The organism is Dyella sp. AD56 (assembly GCF_002878475.1).
Classification (GTDB): domain Bacteria; phylum Pseudomonadota; class Gammaproteobacteria; order Xanthomonadales; family Rhodanobacteraceae; genus Dyella.
This window is the reverse complement of the sequence record NZ_NRDP01000026.1, coordinates 19,667-38,586: the sequence shown is the minus strand read 5'-3', so window position 1 is coordinate 38,586 and position 18,920 is coordinate 19,667. Positions and strand designations below refer to the sequence as shown.

Sequence of the window (18,920 nt, the reverse complement as noted above, 5' to 3'; positions counted from 1 at the left end):
GCCGAAAGCACGTGTCTGGGGGATTGCTGCCTTTATGCTCATTGCCCACTCTCTGGAAACATCGGATACACGGGCGCAAGCGCCCTAGCTCATCGGATGAAGAATCACATCGTCCACCGTGGCGCCATGACGCGGCTTGCCCATCCAGGTGGTCATACCCATGCGGCCTTGTCGCCCTAACTGCGCGACAGGCGCGTCATGCGCATGCAGTACCAGTTGTACGTCCCAGGCTTTCTCGTCGCCTGCATACGCGCGCACGGCAGCCGTGAGTTGCTTCAAGGCTTCTCCACCGGGCAGGAAGCGGTGGAACTGAAGACGATCGAGAGGCCCCAAGCGTAGGCGGAAGCGATGTTGGCCTCCGCGCACCTGCGCACCGAGCACGGCCGTCTGGCCCAGGCTTGCCACATTCATGCCGCCACCCAACCGCAGATGAGCACCCTGCGGCAGCCGCATCCATTCAACGACGAATTCGACTACGGCCACCGGCACGTGGAAGAAGCGCTCAAGCAAACCACGCAGGCCTTCCGAGTTGCGCGCCTGCTGCCATAAGCGCCCGGCGAAATGACGCCGGTAACTGTCGGGCAAAGCATCACGCGCATCCAGATGCGGCGTCGCCTGCCCCACCAGGGCGCCCAGATACAAATGGAAGCCATCGTCGGCCGGCCGGTCGTGCTGCACGGTGGGTTGGGCGTTGGCCCAGGCGCGGTAGAACAGCCCCATCATGCGGTGATGAAAAATGTTCGCAAAGGCCACAAGGGTGGAGTCCTTGGCGTTGCGTTCGCGATCCAGCGCGTATTCGGTCAAATGCAGCGGCAGTGGCGCGTTCGGCCCAAACAGGCCAAAGAACAAGCCGTGTAGCTGTGGTGGTTGGCCGGCGTCGCGCAACTCGTAGCGATCGATCATGCGCGGTGCGAAGGCCAGCGAAGGCGTGTGGCACAGGCGCACGGGGTCATCCGACGGCTTGGCCGATTGACCGAGCCGCGGCTTTTCCGGGTGCGCGCATTCGATCCGCCGCAGCGCCTCGAAATACTCGAACGCCTCCGGCGTTGCCTGCAGGGCTGCGTGCAGCGCTACAGGATCTGGCGTGTGCCGAGCATCGCCGGCCATCGGGCTACCTCGTTGCGCTCCAGGGTGCGCAGTACGGTTTCGGTGAACGCATTGACGGAGGCGTAGCGTGCAAAGAATCGCTGCATCACGGCGCCAAGCAGATAGGCGCCGGTACCTTCGAAGGCACCGTCGTCGCAGGTCAGCGTGATCTCCAGCCCGCGACCAAACGCAATAGGACCCGGCACCGGTATGCGCCGGACAATGGGCCGGGAGCCTACGGACTTGATGCCATCGATCTGGCGAAGCGCCGCGGAGTCAAATTCATCGCAATACAACAGAAGCATCTCACGCAGTGCAGCCGCGCCCTTGCCCGCACCTTCGTCCAGCAAGGACACGTAATTGAGCTGCAGGTGGCTTAGTAGACGCCATGCCGTTTCACCCGTGGCGCGTGGTGCCCGCGGTTTGGTGGGGCCGGCGACGCAGCGCACGCTCTCGACGGGTGCGCCGCTATCCATGGTGAAATCGGTCCGCGACTTCCCAATCGGCATATGCAGTGGCAAATCGCGGTTGGTGCACAGCAGTTGCATGCCAAGCTGCCGGAGCCGGCTTGAATACGGTGCATCATTGGCGTCCACCAGCGAGATGAACATTTCGCTGCCGACATAGCTGGAGCGCGGCCCCTGCAACTTCTGGCGCGCCGAGAGCAAACGCGGTTCGCGACGAATGGTGTAGAACGCCGCCTGACGCTGGTGCCAGGTGCGTTCGTCGCCACCGTAGAACGCTTGAAAGCGCTGCTCCGGCTCTTGCAGGTCGCCGAAGCCCTCCACCTGATCCACGCTGTGGATTTCGAAATCCATAGGGCGCGTGCGATCGGCCAGGATGTGATACTCGGCCTTTCCTTGCTGCAGGTGGATGCGGTCGGCGCGACGAGGGAACAGATTGATGGCCGGCGTGCAGAACAGGCGGAAGTTGTTGGCATCCACGGCGTTATGCAGGCTGCTGACGCTGCGATCAAACAGCACGACCAGCTCGAACTCACTACCCTGCATGCGGGCCAGCAGCGGACGCAAGCCGGTGAACTCGGCAAACAGAAAGCGTTCCGGACAGGCAAAATATTCCTGCAGCAGCCGGTAGCCGCTGAATGAGCGGCCGTCATAAGGAATGAGCGCATCTTCGTCGTCGAAGCCGCGCGGACGAATGCACGCCGCGTCCAACTTGCGGCTGAAGGGGCCGTCAGCACCCTGCCCGCGGACCACGCACGCCACGGCATTGCCCAACAGCTGCTCGTAGAGGCGTTTGGGCTGCTCGTCGCTGCCGGCGATGAAAACGGGCAAAGCATCCACGGACAGCATGCTCACCTGCATACCGGCTGGCACCGTCAACTTCAGGCGCAAGCCGGCGCGTACACTCTTGCCGGCGGGAAGCTCAATGCCGGCCGCGGCGATGGCTGCGGGGGTTTCGAGGTACTTGGCGTCCACGATGCTGAGTGGCCACAGCGTGACGTCATGCGCTGTCCGGTACTCGCAGGCCGTGCGCTCGTCTCGTGCAGTGAGACTGCGCAGCGCGGTGTGCCTCGGCACTGTGTGCCCAGCCACCAGGCCACCTTCCTTCAGATCGGGATGCAACTGCACCACCGCCATGGAGGGCACAGGCGCCAGGTAATGCGGATAGATCATCTCCAGCAGATGCTGGGTAAACACGGGGTACTGCGCATCCAACTTGAGTTGCACGCGAGCCGCGAGAAAGGCAAAACCCTCCAGCAGGCGCTCTACGTACGGATCGGCGCACTCGAAACCCTCCAGGCCCAGGCGCCCGGCGATCTTGGGGTACTCACGCGCGAACTCGCCGCCCATTTCGCGCACGTGTTGCAGCTCGCGGTTGTAGTAGCGGAGTAAGCGCGGGTCCATGGCGTCAGCCCAGGCTTTCCGAGACGGCGAGCTTGCCCGTTTCCAGGTCCATCTCGGTCTTCAGGTAAAGGTTCAAGGGAATCGGCTGCGCCCACATTTCCGATTCGATGTCGAACATCAGCGATCGTCGATCCATTCGGGCCGAGTTGGCGCGTACCGTGACGCGCAAACTGCTGGCCGTCAGGCGTGGCTCGAACGCCAGGATGGCTTCACGGATTCGTCGTTGCAGCTTCTCCGTGTCGATGCCAGAAAGCGCAGCGCCTGTGAGATCAGGGATGCCAAAATTGAGTACAGAGCGCGCGACATCGGGATAGAGCTCGAGATCCACGCTTGCCTCGAGATTGACGCAGTTAAGCAGCCACGACATATCCCGCGCCACGCATTCACGCAGGCGGGCCGAAGAAATCACGCGTTTGTCGCGCCCCTCTTCCGACTTGGCCGGCTCATCGTCGGTCAGGCGATCGAGCAGCGAAGGCTGCAGCCTTTCCTGGGTGGTGAGTTCGGCCACGGCGCGGTTGCCTCACGTATCGAATTCAATACGACGGATATCCAGCAACGGGTGGTCGCCCGCATCCGTGATGAACATGCGTTGTCCGACACCGAGGAAGTTGTCCGCGCCGACATCCAGCCATGTTGTTTTGCGAGCCATGAGCAGTTCGCCATCGTCCGAACGTTCGGTGTCGGGATAACGCGCAGGAACGAAACCCATCATCTGGCCACCGTTGGAGAGCGTCACCTGCACAGGCGCCCATACCTTGTCGCGAAGATCGGACGGTGCATCGAAGACCAGCGACTTGATTCGCGTGGTCGGCAACCAGGCATAGCCGCGGTTGACGATGATTTCCAGGCAAGGCCCCAAGCGGGAATCGGCATCGGCCAGCCACTGGAACGGGAGGCCGTCGATCGTCCCGCCAACCGCAGGCGCTTCCTCGAAAGCCTGTTCCCGCAACTGAGCGGCCTCGGCATGTCGACCCTCCCCATGAAGCTTGAGCGCGTGCTGCAGCAAGGCCACCCACGGCTCCGGCTCGCCAATCACCGTGGGCTTGCTGCGACCGGCAAACACCGAGGCACGATCCATCTCGGCCCTCGCTGCCGTGCCATAGGCCTGTGCGAGCAATGTGTTGGCAGGGTCCAGTTCGGAACTCACCACCAACTGGTCGCCGGCCCGCTCCCACTGACCGAGCACGGCCAGCAGTTGGAACAGGAAAATACGCGCACGCGCATCGCCCGGCTCGCTCCGAATATGCGCCATCAACACTTGCCGAGCACCCTCGACATCGCCGGCTTTCAGCAGTGTTTCTGGCGTCATATCCGTATCCCCGTGTTCCGCCGACGATCAGCCCGCCGCCACTTCCTGCATGTTGTAGGTAAAGGGCTTGGCGGCGCCGTCCGCGCTGCCATCGGGCTTCTGCGGCTGGAACTTGTAGAGGAACTTGCCGAAATGCAGGGTCACGTTCTCGGTGAGTCGATCTTCGCCACCGGAGCCGCCGGTGGACACCGACGTGACCATCACGCCCTCGCTCAGCTCGATGGTGACGTAGTCCGTCTGTTCGCCGGTGGCGTTGGTCACCGCCAGGGTGGCCTTATCCAGCCTGGCACCCGTGCAACAGGCCTGGAGCAGTGCATGCGAACTCGAGTCGACGTACTTGGTGACCGAGATGTCCTGCACGTGCGCCTTGCCACCGCCACCGGTCTTGCTGTTGTGCAGGTCGGCCGAGTTGGAGGCACCCCACGACCAGGCCAGCACGGGCACTTCGCCCTTGTGCTTCTTGTGGGCGGAGCTGCCATCGATGGTGACGGCCTTCCCTTCAAACTTGATATGCATGTCAAATGCCATGAAACCCACTCCTATCTCGATGTAACTCGGACGATGTCGTTGCTTCACCCATCCAGCACGGGCGAAGCGTCAGGACGGTGCGAAGCTCAAGCCTTGGCTTGCGATGGCAAGCGCGACACAAGTCGCAAAGACACGGTCAGGCCTTCCAGCTGGTAATGCGGTTTCAGGTAGAACTTGGAGCTGTAATACCCCGGCGCACCCTCCACCTCCTCAACCACCACTTCGGCGGCGGCCAGCGGATGCGAGGCTTTGTAGGATTCGCTGGAGTTGGCGGGGTCGCCATCCACGTAATTGAGGATCCAGTTGGTCAGCCAGCTCTGGATCTGCTCGCGACTGCTGAAGGAGCCGATCTTGTCGCGCACGATGCACTTGAGGTAATGCGCGAAACGGCAGCAGGCAAACATGTAGGGCAAGCGCGCCGCGAGCGCCGCGTTGGCGGTCGCATCGGGGTTGTCGTATTCATCCGGCTTGTTCAGCGACTGCGCGCTGATGAAGGCCGCCATGTCGGAGTTCTTACGATGCACGAGCGGCATCAGGCCCATCTTGTCCAGCTCGGCGGAACGACGGTCGGTGATGGCGACTTCGGTAGGGCACTTCATGTCCACGCCGCCGTCGTCTGACGGAAAGGTATGCGTGGGAAGGCCTTCCACTGCACCACCGGACTCGACGCCACGGATGCGTGAACACCAACCGTACTCCTTGAACGAGCGATTGATATTCACCGCCATCGCGTAGGCGGCATTCTGCCAGGTGTACTTCGCTGAGTCGGCGCCCGAGGTGTCTTCTTCGAAATCGAACTCTTCCACCGGGTTGGTCGCGGCGCCGTAGGGCAGTCGCGCCAACGTGCGCGGCATGGTGAGACCAATGTACTTGGCGTCATCCGACTCGCGCAGGGAACGCCACGCGGCGTAATCAGGCGTGGAGAAAATCTTCGCCAGATCGCGCGGATTGGCGAGCTCGTTCCAGTTATCCATGCCCATCAGCGTGGAACCGGCCGAGGCCAGAAATGGCGCATGCGAGGCAGCCGCCACTTGGGCAATGCCTGCCAGCAGTTCCACGTCCGGCGGGCTGTGGTCGAAGTAGTAGTCGCCGACCAGGCAGCCATAAGGCTCACCGCCGAGCTGACCGTACTCTTCCTCATACAGCTTCTTGAAGATCGGACTCTGGTCCCAAGCCGTGCCCTTGTAACGCTTGAGCGTCTTGGCAAGGTCCTTCTTCGAGATGTTCATCACGCGGATCTTCAGCTGCTGATCCGTCTCGGTGTTGTTCACCAGATGGTGCAGTCCCCGCCAGGCGCCTTCCAGCTTCTGGAAGTCGGCGTGATGCATGACCAGGTTGATCTGCTCAGTGAGCTTGCGATCGATTTCGGCAATGTAGGCCTTGATCGTCTGCGATACGTCTTCAGAAACGATGTCCGACTTGCTCAGCACCTGCTCGGCCAGCGTGCGTACGGCTGACTCGACTTCTTCCTTGGCGCGGTCGCTCTTGGGCTTGAATTCCTTGCTCAGAAGCGAGGCGAATTCATTGACATCAACGGTTTCGGCGGTAGCGCCGGTGTCAGCCAGTCTCTCGGTGGCCATGGGTGATCACTCCCCTTCCGGTTTGGGTGAAGAGGCCAGCGACTGCAGCAACGCGGGGTCTTGCAACGCCTGTGCAATCAGCTTTTCGGCGCCAGCCTTGCCGTCCATGTAGGTATCGAGATTGGCGAGCTGGGAGCGCGCTTCAAACAACTTGGCCAACGGAGCGATCTTTCGCGCCAGCGCAGCGGGCGAGAAGTCGTCCATGCTCTCGAACGTGACGTCCACGCTGAGGTTGCCCTCACCTGTCAGCGTATTGGGTACGGCGAAGCTCACACGCGGCTTCATCGACTGCAGGCGGCTGTCGAAGTTATCCACATCGATCTCTAGTGCCTTGCGCTCTTCCACGGAAGGAAGCTCGCCGGCGTTCGCCCCGGAGAGATCGGACATGACGCCCATCACGAATGGGATCTGCACCTTCTTCTGTGCGCCGTAGACTTCAACGTCGTATTCGATCTGCACACGCGGAGCCCGATTACGGGCAATGAACTTTTGGCTGCTCTTGGTAGCCATACGGAGTCTCCCATCGTATTGGGCGGAATTCCTGCTCGATGCGTTGCGACACGCCGAGCGAAGTGATGGAAATCACGACGCTCTACGCAACGACAAACGGCTCGATGAAGACTGAGTCTTGCACCGAACCACAACGACTACCCGTCATTCCGTCTCATGGGTCAGCCACGCTCATTCGCATCCACAGATGCGGATCTCTTCACTCACTTTTTGCACACATGCTGTCGACTAATGCGCGCCATCACGAGGCCGTGTGCGACGAGCGACATGCGACCAAAGACCTAGGCCGTGACAGGCGAAATCTCCATGCCGCGATTACTGTGCAGCAGGCGACGCCTCGCCATGGAGCATGCGACTCAGCCAGGCGCGAAGGATCTCCACTTGCACCGGCTTATGCAGTAACGGAATGCCGCGCTCGCTGCTTTCAATCAGACGGACAGGATCCGTGTCTCCACTGATAAGCAACGCAGGGATATCTGCGTCGTTGTATTCCTCACGCAGGCAATCGATCACGTGAATGCCCGTTTCATGGTCACGCAAGCGGTAGTCGCTGATGATCAGTGCTGGCTTGGATCGCTGATGGACGACATTCGCCAGTGCTTCCTCGCCACTAGCCCCACAGATGACCCGATGCCCCCAGCTCTCCAGAAGCAACCGCATGCCTTCGCGATTCTGCGCGTCGTCGTCAATCACGAGCACGAGGTGCTCAACCGCTGGGGCTCCACCTCTGCCATAGGGCGCTGCGTGCGATTCGCTCGTCATGTTGGCGGCTAGGTGGCCTTGATCCACCTTGTGCTTCTGATCAAGACCTACGCTCAAGCGGAACATGGTGCCCCGTCCCGGTACGGAGAACAGTGTCAGTCCATGATCCAGCAGGCGAGCCGTGCGCCTCACGATGGCCAGGCCCAGGCCAAGCCCCTTCTTTCGGTCGCGTTCTGGGTTACCCAGCTGATGGAACTCCCAAAACACACGCTCTTGTTGATCTTCAGGAATACCCGGGCCCGTGTCCCACACTTCGATGCACACCTGTCCAGCACGCTTGCGGCAACCAATGAGCACCCGCCCCTGGATCGTGTGCTCGATCGCGTTGCTGATGAGGTTGCGTACGATGACTTCGATCAGGATGGGGTCCGTGCGAACTACGGCAAAACTTGGCCGCACACGAAGTTCCAACCCTTTCTTTTGCGCTTGTAAAGAGTATTCGGCACATAGCTGCTCAAGTAAGCAGTCCAGTGGAAACGACTGATACGCTGGTTGCACCACGCCTGCATCCAAGCGGGAGATGTTCAACAGCGCATCAAACAGATGCCCCATAGCAGCGGTCGCGCTAGTGATGTTGTTTACCAAGTAGCGGCCATGGTCGGACAGGCTCTCCTTGACCAGCAACTCAAGGAACAGACTCATGGCATGCACCGGCTGCCGAAGATCGTGGCTGGCTGCCGCGAGAAATCGGGATTTTTCCAGATCGCTACGTTCGGCTGCTTCCTTCTCCTTCTGCACTTGCTTCAGCAGCGCCAGGTTTTCATAGCCCAGCCTCAGCGCATCCATGTGCGTTCGATGCATCCGATGGATGAAGGCAATGGCGGCCACGAGATAGGCGATGCCGCCCGTGACCAGTGCGAGATGCAGGGCTGATGGCTTGAATGCCAGCGCGATAAATGGAGGAGCGAACGCCGGCAACAGGAAGGCATACGCCACGGGAAGAATCATGTAGTTGGAATAGATGACGCCCGTGCCCAGCCCAAACAGGATCACGATAAAGAACAGCTGGTATTCGATGGGTACCGAGAACGACCAGTAGGCGAACCCGCCACCCCACAACATTCCCGACACCAGGTTGCCCATCGTCATACGCCGCAGCCAGCGCTCACCTGCCCCGGGCTGCGCTAGTGTGCGGGAGTAGCGGATCAAGGCCGCAAGCCGGCAGACCGAGGTAAACAGCGAGATGCCAAGCCAAGCCCATAGTTCGACAACTGGCACAGAGTGATAGAGCACGTTGGCCGTCATGCAGGCGACCAGCGTCGAGCCGAACAGAGCGAACGGAAAGCTTCGCCGCAACGAGGCGAGCTGAATCTCGCGAACATGATCGGCATCGATCGCCACGGTCATGGTCGCCGCGTCGTATGACCGCCCGGGCCGCCCGTTGTCATCGCCCATGGAATCGCCCCGCTCCTTTCAATTTAGCTGGGTTTGCCGAGCAAACCCCCGCGACGCGCCAACAGGCTTGCCTGCGTGCGGTTGGGTACATCCAGCACGCTGAGGATGACCGACATATGGGCCTTGACGGTTTTTTCCGTCATGCCCAGTCGTTGTGATATCTCGCCATTACGCATGCCTTCGCACACCAGGCGCAGTACTTCCGTTTGTCGTGGCGTCAGCCTGACCAGTAATGCAGCCTCATCGCGTGGCGCCGCGCCTTCACCGGTGGGCGAATAGGTATCCGGCAGATAGCCCAGCCCAGCCGACACGCGCGAAAGCGCGTCCAGCAAGCTCTGACTGCCGGCGGTCTTGTGAATGAATCCGCCCGCACCCGCTTGCAGCGCCCGATGCACGTCCGCGGGATCTTCCGAGGCGGAGACCACCAAGATCTGAATGTCGCGGCGCATCGTACGCAACAGGCGCACAAGGGCACTTCCTGGCATATCGGGCAAATAGAAGTCCGTCACGACCAGTCCGATGTCCGGATGCGCTTCCAGCGTCGCCAAGGCAGACGCGCCCGACGAGGCCGCATGGATCTCCAGGGCTGGATGAGCCCTGGTAATGGTCAGCAGTATTCCCTCACGAAACATCGCGTGATCGTCCACCAGCAATATCGCGTACATGGTTCCCCGTTTCTCGCACCGTGACCGTGAAATGGCACGGCGAAGAGATAGCACTGTGTCCGTGGACTCGATCCACGAAAGAGGCAAGTTTGCCTTACTAGCTCGAGGGTGCAAGTGTAAAAAGTATGGATCACATCCCAGAGCCCGCGGCATGCTGTGCGCCCAGGCGGCCACTCAGCGGCATTGTGATCAGCTGCAGGCCTCCGCGGGTCGTTTGAGTTGAGCGTTTGGAACGGCGTTCTCTAGACCATCACGGGCTTCTCGATAGCGTTACCGGCTACTTGTTGCAGTACCGACCTGCGGAGAGTGTCGTCTTTTGGGGCAGTGGTGGATTTACTTCCAATCGCCGCAAGCCCGGATGCACCTTGCCCACAAAGGCCGCGCTCTTTGGGTGAGATGACCCGAAGTCCTGGGGCCTTAGCTTCATCTCCGTGGCGCCAGGAGGCCTGGAAGCGCACACGCGTTGGTCACCAGTCACCATCACGCGCGGTATGGACGAGCCCGCTTTGTCGAGGGTGGAGCACCCTGCTTGGTATCTACTCGAGGAGAACGACATGAGCAAGAAAGTTGCCGAGATACTGATCGAAGTCCTGGAACAAGCCGGCGTGAAGCGTTGTTACGGCATCGTGGGTGACACCCTTAATCTGTTCGCGGAACATTTGGAGCGCAGCCCCATCGCCTGGGTGCACGTTCGTCACGAAGAGGCTGGGGCCTTTGCCGCCGGCGCCGAGGCACAACTGACCAAAAACCTGACGGCGTGCGCGGGGAGTTGTGGGCCTGGCAGCCTGCATTTCATCAACGGGCTGTACGAAGCCAATCGCAATCGGGCGCCGGTCATCCTCATCGCCAGTCAGATCATGATGAGCGACCTAGGTTTCGAATCCATCCAGGAGGTCGACTTCAAGGCGGTCTTCAAAGACTGCAGCGTGTTCTGCGACATGATCCTTACGCCAGAGCAGGCGCGAAAGAAGGCTGTGATGGCGTGCCAGGCCGCGCTCAACAAGCAAGGTGTCGCCGTACTGATCGTTCCCGTGGATATCTCCCACGGCGAAGTTCACGAGGATTTCCCCTATCGGGTCCACCACGCCAAACCCGTGGTGACGCCGAACGATGGGGAGCTCAGCGAGATCGCAGGCATCCTCAACAGCGGCAAGAAAATCACGATCTACGCAGGCAGCGGCTGCGAAGATGCGTTGGACGAGATCAAGCAGGTGGCGGCGAAGCTGAAGGCGCCCGTTGCGCATACTTCGCGGGCGAAGAGCTTTCTTGAGCACGACAATCCGTACAACGTGGGCATGACCGGGCTGCTCGGCAGCGAGGCGGGCTACAAGGCGATCCTCGATTGCGACACCTTGCTGTTGTTGGGTGCGGACTTCGCGTGGCGTCAGTTCTATCCGGACCATGCCAAGATCGTGCAGATTGACATCGATCCCACGCATCTCGGGCGGCGCCATCACGTGACCATCGGCGCCGTGGGCGACATTCAGCCGACCTTGCGAGCGCTCTTGCCGCGCCTGGAACAGCGCGACGATGCATCGTTCCAGCGGGAATACGTGGAGCGATTCGCCAAGGCCATGGCGTCCTGGAAGAGCCACCTGGTGCCAGGCCATGACGACACTATTCCCGGGTCGTACCTCACGTCGGTCATCGATCGTTATGCGGACGACGATGCCCTCTTCTCCGGTGACGACGGCACACCCATCGTCTGGGCGGTCAGGCATACCACGGCGAACGGAAAGCGCCGTATTTTCGGCAGTTTTCTGCATGGAACCATGGCCACAGCGCTGCCCAATACGATCGGCTTGAAGAAGGCAGCGCCCGATCGACAGGTGATTGCCTTATGCGGCGACGGTGGGCTGTCCATGCTCCTCGGCGAGCTACTCACCATCATCCAGGAAGACGTACCCATCAAGATTGCCGTCTTTGACAACCGGAAACTTGGATTCGTAGAGATCGAGCAAAAGTCCGAAGGCATGCTCGACACCTTTACGCGCCTGAAGAATCCCGATTTCGGCAAAGTAGCCGAAGCGATAGGCCTATGGGGCAAAACGGTGAGCAAGGCGTCGGAGATCGAGGCGGCGGTACAGGAGTGGCTAGCGCAGCCGGGGCCTGCCCTGCTCAATGTCCGGGTGAGCCCGCTGGAATTGGTTAAACCACCCTTTGTCGAACTTAAGCCCGTGCTGGGCATGGCGTTGTACACCACGCGTGCGATCCTGCATGGTCGAGGCGATGACGTATTGGAGCTGGTTCGCGAAAACATCTGATATATCGGCGAATGCGATGGGCCACGAGAAGACACATCCATGGCCCATCGCGCTGTCACTTCTCGACGAGGCTATTCAGGTGCTTCCGGTTGTGACATCGCCAATCATGCAGTATGGGCATGGCACTATATGCCATGGATTCGCGACGACACTCGTGTCCACGCATTTTTGATAGACGCGGCATGGATCGCCAGCGGCCCACAAGGCCGACCGGAATCCCGTGTCTGGCAAGCTTCATCACCAAGCACGGCGAGAAACCCACTCCTCCATGATCCCCGTTCCGATTTTCTCTGGCGCCTTCTTCATTGTCCTTGGCCTCTCGTTTCTGGCGACCATCGCTGTTGTTTTCTGGGGCGCCGCGCTCGGCTTGGTTCCTGCGGCCCGGCGATCGTTTGGCAGGCATCGAGGACGTTCCATCGGCATTCTCGCCGTGCTGTGTGCAGCCAGCCTGTTTTTCGTCTGCGCGGCCGTCGTGTGGCTGGGAGTCGACCGGGAATCCAGGAAGGAACAGGCTGCATTGCATCCCACGCTGACGGCACCCGCCACCTTGCTTGGCGTGAACATGCCGGTGGGCACGCAGCTGTCACTCCGTGACGCGACCGACATGACCTCTTTGGATGAGGCTCATTTCCCCCATGCTGTCAGCGTCTTCGCTATATCCGCAATCGCCTTGAGCGTTCGCTCAGAGGGCGACGATGAGGCGCCGCAAGATGCGCCATCCCCTACCAACCTTCCCGCTATGGAGCTCATCATCGCCAGCATGCAAATGGTCGATGGCTGGACCTGCGGCGCTAGCGAGCCTTTGGAAGTCGTGCTACGCCATGACGCACGGATCAAGACGCCGTATTCGTGCCAACTGGCGGCAGGCAATGCGGTGGCCCAATCGCCGATTCCCGACGGATCGAGGCTGATTCGCAGCACCACAGCCTATGGCGATGGCCTGCGCGACAATGACTACTGGCGCATCGATGTAGTCGATGACGGCGTCTTCGAGCTAGAAGGACTACCGCTGCGTCACCCGACGTTGCGGCTGGACAGACAACGCAACGTTATGGCCGTTGAGTACGCTGTGTTGGCGCGCGATACCCGTCTCGGCGACATCAGCTACCCCGCTGGAACGGCGGTCTCCACTGGCCTGCGCGGCGTGCGCGAGAAACACCCCGGTGCATGGGTCTTCAGACCCGTACAAGGCCATCCCGCTCATGGCAAGGACCACGGGGACATAGCCGAGGGGATGTCCGTGGTGCAGGCTATCGATGGAAAAGTCCAGGCGATCATGCCGAACTGAGTACGGGGTTCTGGCAGGCATCCACAGCGGATTGCCCGCACGATACTGATGGCTGATTCAGCACTCTGGCGGCAACGCCGCCACGGCTCCTAGTACGATACGAGCCAACGCATGGCTCACATCCGGGTCGCATGCGCCTCCTGCGCATTGGCAAACCCGCTTTTCGTAGACGAAGCCTGCCGCACATCGACAACCACGACTCTCGCACATGGAACCTTATCGACTTGGCGACATCGCCGCCTTCGTAGCCGCCGTAAGATCCGGCAGCTTCACGGCCGCCGCTACCGGTCTCGGACTCACACGCTCCGCCGTGGGCAAGAGCATCGCGCGCCTGGAAAGCCAACTTGGCGTGCGACTGCTTCATCGCACCACGCGCAAGCTGAGCCTGACGGACGAAGGCAGCATCGTCTACGAGCGCTGGCGACAGATTCTGGAAGAACTGGAGGACGTGGACGCCACGATGGCGCTGCGCCGCAGCCACCCCACCGGCACGCTCAGGCTGATCACGCCGCCGTCCTTTGGTCAGCGCCACATCATGCCGGTGATCCACGACTACCTGAAGCAATGGCCGGAGCTTCGCGCGGAGCTGTGGTTCACCGACCGCTTCGTGGACTTGATCGAGGAAGGCTTCGACATTGCCCTGCGCATCGGCACTCCCAAGCAGGACTCGCTGATATTGACGCGCACAGTGGCCTGGCAGCAGTTCATCGTCTGCGCATCGCCGGAATACCTGGCCAGGCGTGGCGCGCCGATGAATCCCGCTGAGCTGGTCGACCACGACACCATCGTTTACATCAACGCCGAGCGGCCACGACCGTGGCGCCTGCAAATGGAGAACGGTCCCTTTCTGTACGAGGGTCCGGGCCGGATAAACATCGACAACTCCGAAGCCGTACGCGAGTCGGCCCTGGCGGGATTCGGGCTTGCCCATCTGGCCAATTACGTCATCGGCGACGACTTGCGTGCCGGCAGACTGGTGGAAGTCTTGCGCGCGTACCGTCCGCCACCGGATCCCATCCGCTTGGTCTATCCGAGCAAACGCCATCTAACGCCTCGGACTCGCGCATTCATCGATTTTCTCGTGGAGCGCTGGGGAGCTGGTGCGCCGTGGGATTCGGTCATTGCGCCGCATACCTGACCGCCCGGCGCGGATGTCTTACCCTCAGGCCACGCGCATTGGGGAATGACAGGACCATGTGCCGGGCGCTGCAGGTGATTTATCGACGCGAACGAATCCATAACACTGGCGCCTTCGCTGATCTCCGCACCTTCAGGCAATGACTGCTTCCGTTTTCACCGCACGGCCATGGCGCTCCGTTGAACGTATGACGCCAGCGCTTCCGCGTATCCGATATACCCAGCCTGCACCGCGATCCCAGCCCGACGCGTCGTCCTGACGTTTCTGCGCATGGGTAAAGCCACCCGCTGAGCCACTCCACAGTCACCTGACGTACCACGCGGCGATGCAAGCCGCTTGGGCATCTGCGCCTCCTGAACCGTACTTGCCACCGCATCGCGTCAAGCGATGCGCCCTTGACGCGCGCCCCGCGCTGCCACTCCAGAGACCTATCACCATGCTCATCCATTCCCGACTGACCGCCCTCGCCTTCGCCGCTGCCACGCTGATGCTGGCCGGTTGCCATGCCACCGTCGATGCGCGATGGGCGAATTCGGACGACACGGTGGATCACTGGAAGAAGGCCATGCCGAGCCTGCCGATTGAAGTGCGTGGCGCGTTGCCGGACGCCACCAATCAGCAGATCGCCGACGCTATTCCGAACAGCGAGGCCGTGGGCGCTGCCAACCTGGCATCGCCGCGACTGATCGTGGAATTGGGCCAAGGCCCCAAGCCACAGGATGACGCCTACTGCAGCAAGCCGATGCAGGACACGGCCGCCAACACCGGCACGAAGACCGCCATGACCTTGACGATCTGCGACGGCGCGCGCCTGGTGGTTTCGTCGCGCACGCCGCTCGATCCCACCAAGACGCCGGTGTCGACGCTTCCCAAGCGCGTGGACAACCTGAAGAAGCTCGCACTGATCGGCATCTCCCGCAGCCAGATCGAGGCCTACCAGATCCAGGGGTGATGCGGGCCGTCGCCTCGCGATCGAGTTGGCGGCTCTGCATAACACGGGTGTCGCACCACCGATGCCGCACGGTTACCGTGCGGCATCGGCCGCTCTGCCGCCCCTGCTTTCGCCATTCAACACGTCACGAGCAGCAGGGACAGGATGAATTCGGTGCCCATGGATCGCCCCGCGATGCGGCGAGGTTCCCGCATGGCTTTGTTCCTCGCAGGCGAGCGCCAGGCGTGGATCTTCGTATTCAAATGCCTGTTGGCGTTCTACCTCACCGCATGGCTGTCGATGCTGTTCCAACTGCAGCAGCCGGCAACAGCCATGATCACCGTCGCCATCGTGATGCATCCGCAACGTGGCATGGTGATCGCCAAGAGCTTCTATCGCGCCATCGGCACGGTGGCCGGCAGCGTGTTCGCGCTTCTGCTGATGGCTGCGTTTCCACAGCAGCGCGAGCTGTTTGTGTTCAGCCTGTCACTATGGGTGGGCCTGTGCTCGGGCGGCGCCGTTCTCCATCGCAACTTCATGGCCTACGGCTTTGTGCTGGCTGGTTACACCGCGGCCGTGGTGGCGTTGCCGGCGGTTAGCGACCCCTATCGCGTCTTCGACACAGCGATGCTTCGCGTCAGCGAGGTCATGCTGGGCATCGTCATTGCCGCGCTGGTGAGCGATATCGTCTGGCCGGAGCGCTTGCGCGATGTGTTGCAGCGCACCGAGCGCGAACACTTCGATGACTTCATTGCCTTTGCGCGCGAAGGCCTGCTCGGCGGCATCCCTCGCGAACAATTGGAACAGGCCCACCTGCGTTGCGTGCGCGCTGCGGTGCAATTGGAGGATCTGCGCGCCTCCGTGATCTTCGAGGATCCACAGGCGCGCGTGCGAAGCAGCCGCATGCGGCTATTGAACCTGCGCTACATGGCGGCTGCCACCAGCTTTCAGTCCCTGCATCATCTGGTCAATCGTCTGGAGCGCAACCATCACGGTCGCACGGCGCGAGCGCTCACCCAGCTCTATGCGCCCGTTAGCGAGGCCCTCACACCAACGACCTCACCTGCACTAAGACCGCTTGCTGCCCGTCTAGATGCTTGCGAAGCACAGCTCCCATTGCGGGCGACGCAACTGCGCACGACCCTGCGCCAGGATCCGGATCTTTTGCTGCAATTCGATAGCGGCGCCGCATTGCTGTCCCGCTTCGCCGGTGAACTTCGCGACTTTGCAGCACTGGAGGCGACCCTGCGCGAGACACAGGGGCATCTGCAAGGCGAGATAGAGGAGGTCACTTTCAAGCGCCCCAACGATAAGGTTGCCCCGCTGATTGCCGTGGCGCGCACGTTCCTCACCATGTTGGGCCTTAGCGTGTTCTGGCTGGCGACAGACTGGCCTTCGGCCACCACCGCCATGTTGCTGGCAACGCTATTCAGCGGGCTGCTGGCCACCACGAGCGCTCCGGTGGCTGTCACGGCCAACACGCTAGGCGGCTTCGCGCTTGGCGTCGTGGCCTCGTACATCGCCTCGTTCTGGCTACTGCCCGGTAGCGACGGCTTCACCATGTTGGCGCTGGGAACGCTGCCTCTGTTGATGATTGGACCCTACCTGACTACCCGCAATGCGACTCTGCCCGGCGTGGGCACGGGCTACACGCTGGGCTTCGTGCTCACCCTCGCACTGAAGAACCCTATGGTGTACGACCCGGATCGCTTCATCAACGAAGCGCTGGCCTCCATGTTCGGCCTGATGGTTACGGGCATAGCGTTCATGCTTATCCCTGCCGTTGTCGGCTCTCAATGGCTTCGGCAGCGACAGATGCAGCAGTTGCGCCGGCAGGTGCAACTCGCTGCGACAGCACCCACGCACGGCCTGCTCTATGCGTTCGAAAGTGGTAATCGCGATCTCTTTCACCAGATCGTTGAGCACACCCGCCATGGCAGCGTACAGTCACGCTGCCTGATGGCCTGGGGGCTGGCGGTTCACGACTGCGGCCGCACGCTGATCGAGCTTCGCCAGGACGTACAGCACGCAGCACTCCCCGTCATCGTACGCCGTTCCGTGCAACAGGCCGTACGGGCACTGGCTGAGTTGTACGACGCGCCGGACATGGCGCGATGGCAGGCAGCCGATCACTCCGTCGAGCGCGCCATCCAGCTCGCTTCCCTGGCGTTGCCGCAGGCACGCGCGAATTGCCAGCCAGCTCTGTCTCACCTTCTTCAACTACGCAACGCATTGCGTGATGATGAATCCGCACTTGCACCGTATATCGCTAGAACGGGATTAGGATGGACGCTCGGTGACATCGACGCGCCTCCGCATTGAACGACATCAGTCATGGCACAGCCGTTCGATGGAATTCATCGCGGCGAAAGTCCGCTGACATTGACCCAGCCCTCGATGCTTCCCTTCGTGGCGTTGCGATACGTCACCCGAGCCCAATGCAGATCTGCCGAGACATCCTCCACGTCGACATGATCTCCCCGCACGAGATGGCGCCCCGATGTGCCGTGGCCCGGCTTGTCATACATCGGTAGGTGAGGCGCGATCACCTGCGCACTGCCATGCACGATTGCCAGGCTGTCGCGATGCGCCAGGGCGCGTGCGATCACGCGGCCACGGTCGTCATAGGTCAGCAAGCGACCGATGGGCGTGTCTCCTTGCTTGACACCAAACAGCCGCTCCAGCGCCGGGTTGCTGTCGATACCGACGTCCTCGGTCGACTGATAGAGATAGATCCCGCCATCGGCTGCATAGCGATAAGCATCCAGGCTCCAGCCCGCCCCGCGGCACGCGCTGAACAGAGTGCGGCTCTTGGAGTCCACGGTGACGCTCGAAAGGCCAGTGCAGCTACCGCTTTGCTTGATCTCCAGCGGCACGAAGCGCTGCCCCGCCGGATCGAAAAGGAAGATCTGGTAGCCCTCGGTCACGCCGTCGTAGGAATCGACGATGGCGACATCCTGATGGCCATCGAAATTGAAATCGTCCGTTGCCAGGCGGTAGCCACCGTCCGCATCGGTCGGTTTGATATTCAGCGTTTGCGTCTTTCCACTCAGCAGAAAGCGAATCACGATGCGATTGGGCGACAACGTCACCCGGGCCTGCGTTTGCGGGTCGACCTGGATGATGGCGGCCTCTTCCGCTCGCGCGTGAAACGCGACCGCCAAGAGCAGGAGCGGGCACGCCCAGCGAGACCATTGGCCCCTCCGGGCATGAAAGATCGGCATAACACCATCCTAGGGAAAGGGCGCCCAAGCCACGGTACAGCATAAGAGTGACGCCGCCGGATGTCTTTTCGTTGTGATCATGGCCAAGCCATTCGATGAATGGCTTGGCTGTAAATGCCGCTCGATGCAGGTGATAGCCGCCATCTATCACCGCCATTCAATCAATCGACTTCACTCGGGCCGACTCGTCGCCTACCGTACACAACAGACGTAGCTGATACCCATGGCCCATACAGAATGGCCTTGCCTACGATGTTCCATGCGAGGTGCATCCATGCAAACCAAAGAATGTTGGCGCTCTCCCGGCCGCCACACCAGTGGCGCGAACTACGCCACACTGCATCGCGCACGACATCGGCACGTCGGTGACAT

15 protein-coding genes are annotated in these 18,920 nt (G+C 61.3%); 5 read left to right on the top strand and 10 right to left on the bottom strand.

The features are described from left to right. Positions 1-84: 84 nt before the first annotated feature. The 9 genes from tssG to DyAD56_RS17540 all read right to left on the bottom strand — a co-directional run bounded on the left by tssG (position 85) and on the right by DyAD56_RS17540 (position 9,703). Positions 85-1,107 (bottom strand): type VI secretion system baseplate subunit TssG, encoded by a 1,023-nt coding sequence (gene tssG, locus DyAD56_RS17580; protein WP_102304074.1) that lies wholly within the window; start codon positions 1,105-1,107, stop codon positions 85-87. Beyond that, positions 1,071-2,954, bottom strand: coding sequence for a type VI secretion system baseplate subunit TssF (gene tssF / locus DyAD56_RS17575; protein ID WP_102304073.1), 1,884 nt, complete (start codon positions 2,952-2,954; stop codon positions 1,071-1,073). Before tssF ends, tssG begins: the two co-directional genes overlap by 37 nt. A 4-nt stretch (positions 2,955-2,958) precedes the next feature. Then, complete coding sequence (gene tssE / locus DyAD56_RS17570) at positions 2,959-3,462, bottom strand: type VI secretion system baseplate subunit TssE (RefSeq protein WP_102304071.1); 504 nt, start codon at positions 3,460-3,462, stop codon at positions 2,959-2,961. A gap of 12 nt (positions 3,463-3,474) precedes the next feature. After that, positions 3,475-4,263, bottom strand: a complete 789-nt coding sequence (locus DyAD56_RS17565; RefSeq protein WP_102304069.1) for a type VI secretion system accessory protein TagJ — start codon at positions 4,261-4,263, stop codon at positions 3,475-3,477. Between the two features lie 27 nt (positions 4,264-4,290). Continuing rightward, complete coding sequence (locus DyAD56_RS17560) at positions 4,291-4,791, bottom strand: type VI secretion system tube protein Hcp (protein ID WP_102304068.1); 501 nt, start codon at positions 4,789-4,791, stop codon at positions 4,291-4,293. Positions 4,792-4,877: 86 nt separating this feature from the next. After that, on the bottom strand, positions 4,878-6,371 hold the full coding sequence (gene tssC, locus DyAD56_RS17555) for a type VI secretion system contractile sheath large subunit (protein ID WP_102304066.1): 1,494 nt from the start codon (positions 6,369-6,371) through the stop codon (positions 4,878-4,880). A gap of 6 nt (positions 6,372-6,377) precedes the next feature. Next, entirely contained in the window at positions 6,378-6,881 is a 504-nt protein-coding gene (tssB, locus tag DyAD56_RS17550) for a type VI secretion system contractile sheath small subunit (RefSeq protein WP_102304065.1), read from the bottom strand. 315 nt (positions 6,882-7,196) lie between these two features. Then, a complete protein-coding gene (locus tag DyAD56_RS17545; protein ID WP_199179025.1) occupies positions 7,197-9,038 on the bottom strand; it encodes a hybrid sensor histidine kinase/response regulator in 1,842 nt (613 codons plus the stop codon). A 23-nt stretch (positions 9,039-9,061) separates the two neighbouring features. Continuing rightward, entirely contained in the window at positions 9,062-9,703 is a 642-nt protein-coding gene (locus DyAD56_RS17540) for a response regulator transcription factor (protein ID WP_102304064.1), read from the bottom strand. A gap of 554 nt (positions 9,704-10,257) precedes the next feature. Between DyAD56_RS17540 and DyAD56_RS17535 the strand changes: the two genes are divergently transcribed. The 5 genes from DyAD56_RS17535 (at position 10,258) to DyAD56_RS17515 (ending at position 17,646) form a co-directional block, all read left to right on the top strand. Further along, positions 10,258-11,967 (top strand): thiamine pyrophosphate-dependent enzyme, encoded by a 1,710-nt coding sequence (locus tag DyAD56_RS17535; protein ID WP_102304063.1) that lies wholly within the window; start codon positions 10,258-10,260, stop codon positions 11,965-11,967. Positions 11,968-12,187: 220 nt separating this feature from the next. Continuing rightward, positions 12,188-13,255 carry a hypothetical protein gene (locus DyAD56_RS17530; RefSeq protein WP_146010555.1) on the top strand — a complete coding sequence of 356 codons (1,068 nt, stop codon included), beginning with the start codon at positions 12,188-12,190 and terminating at the stop codon, positions 13,253-13,255. Between the two features lie 208 nt (positions 13,256-13,463). Continuing rightward, on the top strand, positions 13,464-14,393 hold the full coding sequence (locus tag DyAD56_RS17525) for a LysR family transcriptional regulator (protein ID WP_102304061.1): 930 nt from the start codon (positions 13,464-13,466) through the stop codon (positions 14,391-14,393). A 436-nt stretch (positions 14,394-14,829) separates the two neighbouring features. After that, entirely contained in the window at positions 14,830-15,345 is a 516-nt protein-coding gene (locus DyAD56_RS17520; protein ID WP_102304060.1) for a hypothetical protein, read from the top strand. A gap of 192 nt (positions 15,346-15,537) precedes the next feature. Next, entirely contained in the window at positions 15,538-17,646 is a 2,109-nt protein-coding gene (locus DyAD56_RS17515) for an FUSC family protein (RefSeq protein WP_102304059.1), read from the top strand. Between the two features lie 35 nt (positions 17,647-17,681). Here DyAD56_RS17515 and DyAD56_RS17510 read toward each other — a convergent pair whose 3' ends face one another. Beyond that, the gene (locus DyAD56_RS17510) at positions 17,682-18,488 is read right to left on the bottom strand and encodes an FG-GAP repeat protein (protein WP_146010554.1); all 807 of its coding nucleotides are present in this window, start codon (positions 18,486-18,488) and stop codon (positions 17,682-17,684) included. Positions 18,489-18,920: the final 432 nt, after the last annotated feature.

What these genes read in the sequence shown, in the direction of transcription:
- tssG (WP_102304074.1), bottom strand. Translation starts at nt 1,107, where the DNA reads ATGGCCGGCGATGCTCGGCACACGCCAGATCCTGTAGCGCTGCACGCA.
- tssF (WP_102304073.1), bottom strand. Translation starts at nt 2,954, where the DNA reads ATGGACCCGCGCTTACTCCGCTACTACAACCGCGAGCTGCAACACGTG.
- DyAD56_RS17565 (WP_102304069.1), bottom strand. Translation starts at nt 4,263, where the DNA reads ATGACGCCAGAAACACTGCTGAAAGCCGGCGATGTCGAGGGTGCTCGG.
- DyAD56_RS17560 (WP_102304068.1), bottom strand. Translation starts at nt 4,791, where the DNA reads ATGGCATTTGACATGCATATCAAGTTTGAAGGGAAGGCCGTCACCATC.
- tssC (WP_102304066.1), bottom strand. Translation starts at nt 6,371, where the DNA reads ATGGCCACCGAGAGACTGGCTGACACCGGCGCTACCGCCGAAACCGTT.
- tssB (WP_102304065.1), bottom strand. Translation starts at nt 6,881, where the DNA reads ATGGCTACCAAGAGCAGCCAAAAGTTCATTGCCCGTAATCGGGCTCCG.
- DyAD56_RS17545 (WP_199179025.1), bottom strand. Translation starts at nt 9,038, where the DNA reads ATGGGCGATGACAACGGGCGGCCCGGGCGGTCATACGACGCGGCGACC.
- DyAD56_RS17540 (WP_102304064.1), bottom strand. Translation starts at nt 9,703, where the DNA reads ATGTACGCGATATTGCTGGTGGACGATCACGCGATGTTTCGTGAGGGA.
- DyAD56_RS17535 (WP_102304063.1), top strand. Translation starts at nt 10,258, where the DNA reads ATGAGCAAGAAAGTTGCCGAGATACTGATCGAAGTCCTGGAACAAGCC.
- DyAD56_RS17525 (WP_102304061.1), top strand. Translation starts at nt 13,464, where the DNA reads ATGGAACCTTATCGACTTGGCGACATCGCCGCCTTCGTAGCCGCCGTA.
- DyAD56_RS17520 (WP_102304060.1), top strand. Translation starts at nt 14,830, where the DNA reads ATGCTCATCCATTCCCGACTGACCGCCCTCGCCTTCGCCGCTGCCACG.
- DyAD56_RS17515 (WP_102304059.1), top strand. Translation starts at nt 15,538, where the DNA reads ATGGCTTTGTTCCTCGCAGGCGAGCGCCAGGCGTGGATCTTCGTATTC.